The sequence below is a fragment of the Streptomyces albospinus genome (assembly GCF_014648695.1).
Classification (GTDB): Bacteria; Actinomycetota; Actinomycetes; order Streptomycetales; family Streptomycetaceae; genus Streptomyces; species Streptomyces albospinus.
In genome coordinates this window covers 50,001-58,343 of sequence record NZ_BMRP01000006.1, presented here as the reverse complement: position 1 = coordinate 58,343, position 8,343 = coordinate 50,001, and the positions used below count along the sequence as shown (strand labels likewise).

Annotated in this window: 9 protein-coding genes; 3 read left to right on the top strand and 6 right to left on the bottom strand. The window is 71.3% G+C overall.

What is annotated here, in order from left to right:
• Window positions 1–16: 16 nt before the first annotated feature.
• From IEZ17_RS10920 to IEZ17_RS10900, 5 genes are all read right to left on the bottom strand, one after another.
• The gene (locus tag IEZ17_RS10920; RefSeq protein ID WP_189298973.1) at window positions 17–1,303 is read right to left on the bottom strand and encodes a beta-ketoacyl-[acyl-carrier-protein] synthase family protein; all 1,287 of its coding nucleotides are present in this window, start codon (window positions 1,301–1,303) and stop codon (window positions 17–19) included.
• Window positions 1,304–1,379: 76 nt separating this feature from the next.
• Window positions 1,380–1,628 carry an acyl carrier protein gene (locus tag IEZ17_RS10915; protein WP_189298972.1) on the bottom strand — a complete coding sequence of 83 codons (249 nt, stop codon included), beginning with the start codon at window positions 1,626–1,628 and terminating at the stop codon, window positions 1,380–1,382.
• Window positions 1,629–1,739: 111 nt separating this feature from the next.
• On the bottom strand, window positions 1,740–2,786 hold the full coding sequence (locus IEZ17_RS10910; protein WP_189298971.1) for a ketoacyl-ACP synthase III: 1,047 nt from the start codon (window positions 2,784–2,786) through the stop codon (window positions 1,740–1,742).
• Window positions 2,787–2,799: 13 nt separating this feature from the next.
• Window positions 2,800–3,735: an ACP S-malonyltransferase gene (locus tag IEZ17_RS10905; RefSeq protein ID WP_189298970.1), complete on the bottom strand. Its 936-nt coding sequence runs from the start codon at window positions 3,733–3,735 to the stop codon at window positions 2,800–2,802.
• An 89-nt stretch (window positions 3,736–3,824) separates the two neighbouring features.
• The gene (locus IEZ17_RS10900; RefSeq protein WP_189298968.1) at window positions 3,825–5,009 is read right to left on the bottom strand and encodes a PucR family transcriptional regulator; all 1,185 of its coding nucleotides are present in this window, start codon (window positions 5,007–5,009) and stop codon (window positions 3,825–3,827) included.
• A gap of 57 nt (window positions 5,010–5,066) precedes the next feature.
• Here IEZ17_RS10900 and IEZ17_RS10895 point away from each other — a divergent pair, with 57 nt between their 5' ends.
• Complete coding sequence (locus IEZ17_RS10895; RefSeq protein ID WP_189298966.1) at window positions 5,067–5,738, top strand: pirin family protein; 672 nt, start codon at window positions 5,067–5,069, stop codon at window positions 5,736–5,738.
• A 66-nt stretch (window positions 5,739–5,804) separates the two neighbouring features.
• Here IEZ17_RS10895 and IEZ17_RS10890 read toward each other — a convergent pair whose 3' ends face one another.
• Window positions 5,805–6,623 carry a serine hydrolase domain-containing protein gene (locus IEZ17_RS10890; RefSeq protein WP_189298964.1) on the bottom strand — a complete coding sequence of 273 codons (819 nt, stop codon included), beginning with the start codon at window positions 6,621–6,623 and terminating at the stop codon, window positions 5,805–5,807.
• A gap of 187 nt (window positions 6,624–6,810) precedes the next feature.
• Between IEZ17_RS10890 and IEZ17_RS10885 the strand changes: the two genes are divergently transcribed.
• Window positions 6,811–7,335 carry a MerR family transcriptional regulator gene (locus tag IEZ17_RS10885; RefSeq protein WP_189298962.1) on the top strand — a complete coding sequence of 175 codons (525 nt, stop codon included), beginning with the start codon at window positions 6,811–6,813 and terminating at the stop codon, window positions 7,333–7,335.
• A gap of 6 nt (window positions 7,336–7,341) precedes the next feature.
• A partial coding sequence (locus tag IEZ17_RS10880; RefSeq protein WP_189298961.1) for an aldo/keto reductase occupies window positions 7,342–8,343 on the top strand: 1,002 nt, incomplete at its 3' end.

Here is an 8,343-nt window from a genome sequence, read left to right as displayed (position 1 = left end):
GCTGCGGGTGACGGGGTCAGACCGTACGGAACGCCAGCACCACGTTGTGGCCGCCGAAGCCGAACGAGTCGTTCAGCGCCGCGACCCGGCCCTCGGCCGGCAGTGCGCGGGCCTCGCCGCGGACGATGTCCGCGTCCGCCTCCGGGTCGAGGTTCTCGATGTTGATCGTCGGCGGCGCCGTCCGGTGGTACAGCGCCAGGATCGAGGCGACCGTCTCGATGCCGCCCGCGCCACCCAGGAGGTGACCGGTCATCGACTTGGTCGCGGAGACCGCCATGTGGTCGACGTCGTCGCCGAAGACCTTGCGCAGCGCCTTCAGTTCGGCCAGGTCGCCCTGCGGGGTCGAGGTGGCGTGCGCGTTGACGTGCACGATCTCGGCCGGGTCGAGGTCGCTGTTGTCGAGCAGGTTCTGGAGCGCGTGCGCGATGCCGTTGCCGGACGGCTCGGGCTGCACGATGTCGTGGCTGTCGGCGGAGATGCCCTGGCCGACGGCCTCGGCGTAGACCCGGGCACCGCGCCTGGCGGCGTGCTCGGCCGACTCCAGGACGATCACGCCGGCGCCCTCACCGAGGACGAAGCCGTTGCGCTCGGTGTCGAACGGGCGGGAGGCGCCCTGCGGGTCGTCGTTGTTCTTCGACATCGCCATCATGTTGCCGAACGCGGCGATCGGCAGCGGGTGGATGGCCGCCTCCGTACCGCCCGCGACGACGATGTCGGCACGGCCCGTACGGATCATCTCGATGGCGTAGCCGATGGCCTCGGAGCCGGACGCGCAGGCGCTGACCGGGGTGTGCACACCGGCGCGGGCGTTGACGTCCAGACCGACGTTGGCCGACGGCCCGTTGGGCATCAGCATCGGGACGGTGTGCGGGGAGACGCGGCGGACGCCCTTCTCCTTGAGCACGTCGTACTGGCCGAGCAGGGTGGTCACGCCGCCGATGCCGGAGGCGATGACGGTGCCCAGGCGGTCCGGGTTGACCGAACCGGCCGCGCCGGCGCCGGAGTCCGGCTCGCCGGCCTTGGCGGTGAAACCGGCGTCCGCCCAGGCTTCACGGGCCGCGATCAGCGCGAACTGCGCCGAGCGGTCCAGCTTGCGGGCCTGCGCCCGGGGCAGGACGTCGGCCGGATCGACGGCGGCCTGCGCGGCGATCCGAACGGGCAGGTCGGCTGCCCATTCCTGGTCGAGGCTGCCCACACCGGACCGGCCGGCGAGCAGTGCCTCCCAGGTTGAAGCGCTGTCGCCACCCAGCGGTGTGGTTGCGCCGATACCGGTGACGACCACGGTGCGATTGGTCGCGTTCACGGGAATTCTTACTCCACGGGTAGGGGGGTCTGAATCAACGGCGCCACCGCGGGGTGGCGACATGCGCTGCGCCAGATCAGGCCTGGTGCTTGAGGATGTAGTCGGTCGCGTCGCCGACGGTCTTGAGGTTCTTGACGTCGTCGTCCGGGATCTTCACGTCGAAGCGCTCCTCGGCGGCGACGACGACCTCGACCATGGACAGCGAGTCAACGTCCAGGTCGTCGGTGAAGGACTTGTCCACCTGGACGTCCTCGGTGGGGATGCCGGCGATCTCGTTCACGATCTCGGCGAGACCCTTGACGATCTCTTCCTGAGTGGCGGCCATGATGGCGCTCCTTCGGTCATTTTAGGGTGAAACTGCTTTTTACGGTGAAGCGGTGAAGCTCTGGACAGCTACCGACACTTACTGTTTCGTGCCGTGCTGCGCAGATCTTGCCTAGGGGAGAGTAACGACCGTCGCGGCGTACACGAGACCCGCCCCGAAGCCGATGACCAGCGCGGTGTCCCCGCTCTTGGCCTGACCGGTCGCCAGCAGCCGCTCCATGGCGAGCGGAATCGAGGCGGCCGAGGTGTTGCCGGTGGTCTCCACGTCGCGGGCGACCGTCACACTCTCCGGCAGCTTCAGAGTCTTCACCATCGAGTCGATGATCCGCATGTTGGCCTGGTGCGGAATGAAGACGTCCAGGTCGTCCGGGCTGACCCCGGCCGCGTCCAGCGCCTGCTGGGCGACCTTCGCCATCTCGAACACCGCCCACCGGAAGACCGCCTGGCCTTCCTGGGTGATGGCGGGGTAGCGGATCGCCTCGGGGGCGGTGCGCTCCTCCGGGCCGTCGCCGCCGGGCACCGGCGTGGTGCGGTACGCGTCCCAGGCGATGGTCTGCTTGATGGTCTCGGCCTTGTCGCCCTCCGAGCCCCACACGGTCGGGCCGATCGCGGGCTCGGCGGCGGGGCCGACGATCACCGCGCCGGCGCCGTCGCCGAACAGGAAGGCCGTCGCGCGGTCCTCCAGGTCCGTCAGGTCCGAGAGCCGCTCGACGCCGATGACCAGGACGTGCTCCGCGGAGCCCTCGGTGACCATGCCCTTGGCCAGCGTCAGGCCGTAACCGAAGCCCGCGCAGCCCGCGGAGATGTCGAACGCGGCCGGCTTGCCCGCGCCGATCAGGTGGGCGATCTCGGTCGCGATGGCCGGGGTCTGCTTGAAGTGGGAGACGGTGGAGACGACCACCGCGTCGATCTGCTCGGGCGTGATACCGGCGTCGGCGATGGCCTTGCCGGACGCCTCGACCGACATCGTCGCGACGGTCTCGTCGGGGCCGGCCCAGTGGCGCGTGGCGATGCCCGACCGCGAGCGGATCCACTCGTCGGACGAGTCGATGTGCTTGAGGATCTCCTCGTTGGGCACGACGCGGGTCGGGCGGTAGCCGCCGACACCCATGATGCGCGCGTACGGGGCACCCTTCGAGGGCTTGATCTTCGAGGTCATGCGCTTCGGACTCCTATTCGGCCGATACCGCGGCGATGAGCTCGCGGGCCGCTTCGAGATCGTCGGGCGTCTTGAGGGCCAGCGTCTTCACGCCGGGCAGGGCGCGCTTGGCCAGGCCGGTCAGCGTGCCGCCGGGGGCCGCCTCGATCAGCGCGGTGACGCCGAGCTCCTTGAAGGTCTCCATGCACCGGTCCCAGCGCACCGGGTTGGCCACCTGGCCCACCAGCCGCTGCACCAGATCCCCGCCGGAAGTGACCACCTGTCCGTCCTTGTTGGAGACGTAACGGGTGCGCGGGTCGGCGAACGACAGCTCGGCCGCCGCCGAGTCCAGGGCCGCGACGGCAGGTGCCATGTGGTGGGTGTGGAACGCGCCGGCCACCTTCAACGGGACGACCCGGCGGGTGCCTTCCGGCTTGTCCTCGACCAGCGCGGCGATCTGCTCGGCGGTGCCCGCGGCCACGATCTGGCCGGCGCCGTTCACGTTCGCCGGCGTCAGGCCGAGCTTCTCCAGGTGGGGCAGCACGACGGCCTCGTCGCCGCCGAGCAGCGCCGCCATACCGGTCTCGTTGACGGCGGCGGCCTCGGCCATGGCCTGCCCGCGGCGGCGCACCAGCGTCATCGCGGCGCCGTCGGAGATGCTGCCGGTCAGTGCCGCGGCGGCGAGTTCGCCGACGCTGTGCCCGGCCGCCGCGCCCACCCGGGCGGCGAAGTCGTCGGCGGTCGCGAACAGCTGCCGCGCGGAAATCAGGGAGGCCGCCACCAGCAGCGGCTGGGCGACCGCGGTGTCGCGGATCTCGTCTTCGGTGGCCTTGGTGCCGTAGTGGACGAGGTCCAGGTCGATGGCGTCGGACCATTCACGGAGCCGGTCCTCGACTCCGGGGAGGTCGAGCCAGGGGATCAGGAAGCCGGGCGTCTGAGCGCCTTGGCCGGGAGCGACGAGTACGAGCACCCTCACACTCTCTCTTGGGGGAGGTCCCGCCCGCCCGTGGGGACAGGGACGAAGAACCATCGGGGGAATTGTTGGTGTTCGACAAAAGTCTAGAGTTGCGCCTCACCGTCGGCCAGACGCCCCAGAATCAGCGCGATACGCAGCGTAAAGGCCGAGCGCACATCGGACGGTGACCAGCCGGTGACGTCCGTCACACGTCGCAGCCGATAGCGCACGGTGTTGGGGTGCACGAACAACATCCGGGCGGCGCCCTCCAGACTGCTGGCCTGCTCCAGATAGACGCTCAACGTCTCCAGGAGAGCCGACCCCGCCTCCTCCAGCGGTCTGTAGATCTCCTCCACCAACTGCTCGCGCGCGACCGGATCCGAGGCCATCGCGCGTTCCGGCAGCAGATCGTCGGCGAGCACCGGCCGCGGGGCGTCCGGCCAGGCGGCGCAGGCCCGGAGTCCGGCCGCCGCGGCCTGCGCCGAGCGGGTCGCCGCGAGCAGGTCGGAGACCACCGGTCCGGCCACCACGGGCCCCGCGGCATACGGGCCGATCAGCGCCTTCGCCGCCTTGAGCGGGTTGTCGGAGCCGCCCGCGATCACCACCAGGCGGCTGCCCAGGACCCCGGTCAGCACCTGGAGTTTGGCGTGCCGGGCGGCCCGCCGGATCGCCTCGACGGTCAGTTCGCTGTCCCCGTCCGGGGCGGTGCCCAGCACCACGCACACATGCTCCGGCGCGTTCCAGCCGAGCGCCGCGGCCCGCGAGACGGCGCCCTCGTCGGCCTCCCCGGAGAGCACCGCGTTGACCACCAGCGACTCCAGCCGGGCGTCCCAGGCGCCGCGCGCCTCGGCGGCCTGCGCGTAGACCTGGGCGGTGGCGAAGGCGATCTCCCGGGCGTAGACCAGCAGCGCCTCGCGCAGCACGGACTCGTCGCCCGGCGCCGCGACATCGTCGATCGCGGCCTCCATGACCTCGATCGTCGTGCGGACCATCTCCACGGTCTGCCGCAGGGTGATCGCCCGGGTCAGCTCGCGCGGCGCCGTGCCGAAGACGTCGGTGCTGATCGCCTGCGGGGTCTCGGGGTGCCGGAACCACTCGGTGAAGGCGGCGATACCGGCCTGTGCGACCAGCCCGATCCAGGAACGGTTCTCCGGGGGCATCGCGCGGTACCACGGCAGCGTGGCGTCCATACGGGAGATGGCCGCCGCCGCCAGTTTGCCGGACGAGTTCTCCAGGCGCCGGAGGGTCGCCGAGTGCGGGTGCGCGTCGCGCGATGCGGGTTCAGACACGGGACAAGCCTGCCCTATCAGGATGAGGGGGTGCGGCGGCGGGGCTACGGTGGGCCGATGATTCAGGTGCGCAGGGGTGTGGAACGTTATCGGGGCGGCGATGCGGACGCCGGGATCGCGTCGCTGCACGCGTTCTCCTTCGGGCCCCACTACGACCCGCACAATCTGCGCTTCGGTGCGCTGATCGCCTGCAACGAGGAGCGCCTCGCGCCCGGCGCCGGCTTCGACGAGCATCCGCACCGGGACACCGAGATCGTCACCTGGGTCGTCGAGGGCGAACTGACCCACCGCGATTCGGCGGGCCATGAGACGACCGTACGCCCCGGCGACCTCCAGCGGCTCAGCTCGGCCGGCGGCGTGCGGCACGTCGAGCGCAACTCCGGTGCGGAGCCGCTCTGCTTCGTCCAGATGTGGCTGGCCCCGCTCTCCCACGGGGGCGACCCGGCGTACGAGGTGGTCCGCGGCATCGCCGACGGCACCCCGTACGCGCTTGCGCGAGCCGGCGCCATGCTGCATGTGCGCCGTCTCGCGGACGGCGAGCGCACCGCCGTCCCGGATGCCGCGCGGGTGTACGTGCACGTGGTGCGCGGCGCGGTGCGGCTCGGCGCGCAGCGCCTGGCGGCCGGGGACGCGGCGCGGATCACGGACGCCGAGGGGCTGGAGCTGGTGGGGCTGACGAGGGCGGAGTGTCTGCTGTGGGAGATGCCGCCGGAGTCGGTCCACGGATAGGGGAGCGGGCGGCATACGGGTCGGAGTGCCGTTTGCTCCCCTACCCGTGGACCGACACCGGAACTTTCAGCGGGTGGCCAGCTCGGCCAGCACCGCATCGGTCAGTTTCGGCCATGCCTCGATGGCCCACGGTCCGAAGTCCCGGTCGGTCAGCGCGATGCACGCCGCCCGCGCGTCCGGGTCCACCCACAGGAACGTCCCCGACTGCCCGAAGTGCCCGAAGGTGCGCGGCGAGGATCCGGAGCCCGTCCAGTGGGGCGACTTCCCGTCGCGGATCTCGAAGCCGAGCCCCCAGTCGTTGGGCTTCTGGTGGCCGTAGCCCGGCAGCACACCCGTGAGCCCCGGGAAGACGACCCGGGTCGCCTCCGCGAGCGTCTGCGGAGCGAGCAGCCGGGGCGCCTGGAGTTCGGCCGCGAAGCGGATCAGGTCCGCGACCGTGGAGACGCCGTCCTTGGCCGGTGAGCCGGGGAGGTCCGTCGCGGTCATCCCGAGCGGGGCGAGCACCGCCTCGTGCAGATACTGCGGGAAGGGGATGTCGGTCGCCTTGGCGATGTGGTCGCCGAGCGCCTCGAAACCGGCGTTGGAGTAGATCCGGCGGGTGCCCGGCGCGGCCATCGGGCGCTGCTCGTCGAAGGCCAGCCCCGAGGTGTGGGCGAGCAGATGACGGACCGTGGCCCCCTCGGGGCCGGCCGGTTCGTCCAGCTCGATGGCGCCCTCCTCGATGGCGAGCAGCGCGGCGTAGGCGGCCAGCGGCTTGGTGACCGACGCCAGCGGGAAGCGGTGCCCCAGCGGGCCGTACGCTCCGGCCACGGAGCCGTCGGCTCGTACGACGGCGGCCGAAGCAGTGGGCACCGGCCAGTTCTCGATCATCCGCAGGCTCTGCATGGTCCGAGCCTACGGGGTGCCCGGACGGCCTCAAATTCCGGTCAAGTCTGCCTGCGATCGGCGCTTGCTTGGAGTGCACTCAAGGTCTCTAGCGTTGGGGGAGTCGAGAGGCATCCGGCCAGGAACCCGGCGCCGTCGCGGCGTCCGGGGACGAAAGAGCCATCCGGCGAAAAGGGGGAGACACGGTATGACCGTGACGCAGAGCGAGCTGGTGACCGGCGGGGCGACCATGACCGGCGGTCTGCCGGAGACGGTGCCCTGCCCCCGGCCACGGCCGCGGCCGGCGACGGCGCAGGGCTGCGGGACCTCGCCCGCCCATCCGCGGCCCACCGGCCGCGACCAGTACACGATCAGCGAGGTGGCCGAGCACACCGGCCTGAGCGCGCACACCCTGCGCTGGTACGAGCGGATCGGCCTGATGCCGCACGTGGACCGTACGCACACGGGGCAGCGCCGCTTCACCAACCGCGATCTGGACTGGCTGAATCTGGTCTCCAAGCTGCGGCTGACCGGCATGCCGGTCGCCGACATGGTCCGTTATGCGGAGCTGGTGCGGGCCGGCGAGAGCACCTTCGCCGAGCGCGAGCAGCTGCTGACCGAGCACCGCGAGGACGTACGGCAGCGGATAGCCGAGCTCCAGAGCACGCTCGACGTACTCGACTACAAGATCGACATCTACGCCGACGCCCGGCGGGCGTCCGAGAGGTTCTGAGGTTTCATGGGGAGCGAGAAGATCGACACGGTGGAGCTGGGTACCGGCGGCCCGCGGGTGGGAGTCCAGGGCCTCGGCTGCATGGGCATGAGCTGGGCCTACGGCCCGACCGACGCCGACGAGGCGCGGGCCACCCTGGAGCGCGCCCTCGAACTGGGCGTCACGCTCTACGACACCGCCGATGTCTACGGCGCGGGCGAGAACGAGAAGTTCATCGCCCCCTTCATCCAGGCGCACCGCGACGAGGTCGTGCTGGCCACCAAGTTCGCGCTGGTCACCAATCCGGACGAGCCCTACACCCGCGCCATCCGCAACGACCGCGCCTACGTCCGGCAGGCCGCCGAGGCCAGCCTGCGGCGCCTCGGCGTCGACGTGATCGACCTCTATTACATGCACCGCCGCGATGTGAACGTCCCGATCGAGGAATCGGTCGGCGCGATGGCCGAGTTGGTGACCGAGGGCAAGGTCCGGCATCTGGGGCTGAGCGAGGTGACCGCCTCCGAACTGCGCGAAGCACACGCCGTGCACCCGATCGCGGCGGTCCAGTCCGAGTGGTCGCTCTTCAGCCGCGACATCGAGGCGGGCGTGGTCCCGGCCGCGGCCGGCCTCGGCGTCGCCCTCGTCCCGTACTCGCCGCTCGGCCGCGGCTTCCTGACCGGCTCCTTCGTCAACGCCGACAAGGAACTGGACGCGGACGACTTCCGCCGTCAGCAGCCCCGCTTCACGGGCGACAACGCCGCCGCCAACGCCGCCCTCCTGGAGCCGATCCAGCAGATCGCGAACGCCCACGGCGCGACGCTCGGCCAGGTCGCGCTGGCGTGGGTGCACCATCAGGCCACCGCTCGCGGGCTGACGGTCGTCCCGATCCCCGGCACGAGCAAGCGCCACCGGATCGAGGAGAACACCGGCGCGACGCGGCTCGCGCTGAGCGAGCAGGACCTGGCGCTGCTGGAGCCGATCGCGGGCCGGGTGGCGGGGGACCGCTACGCGGACATGACGTTCACCTCC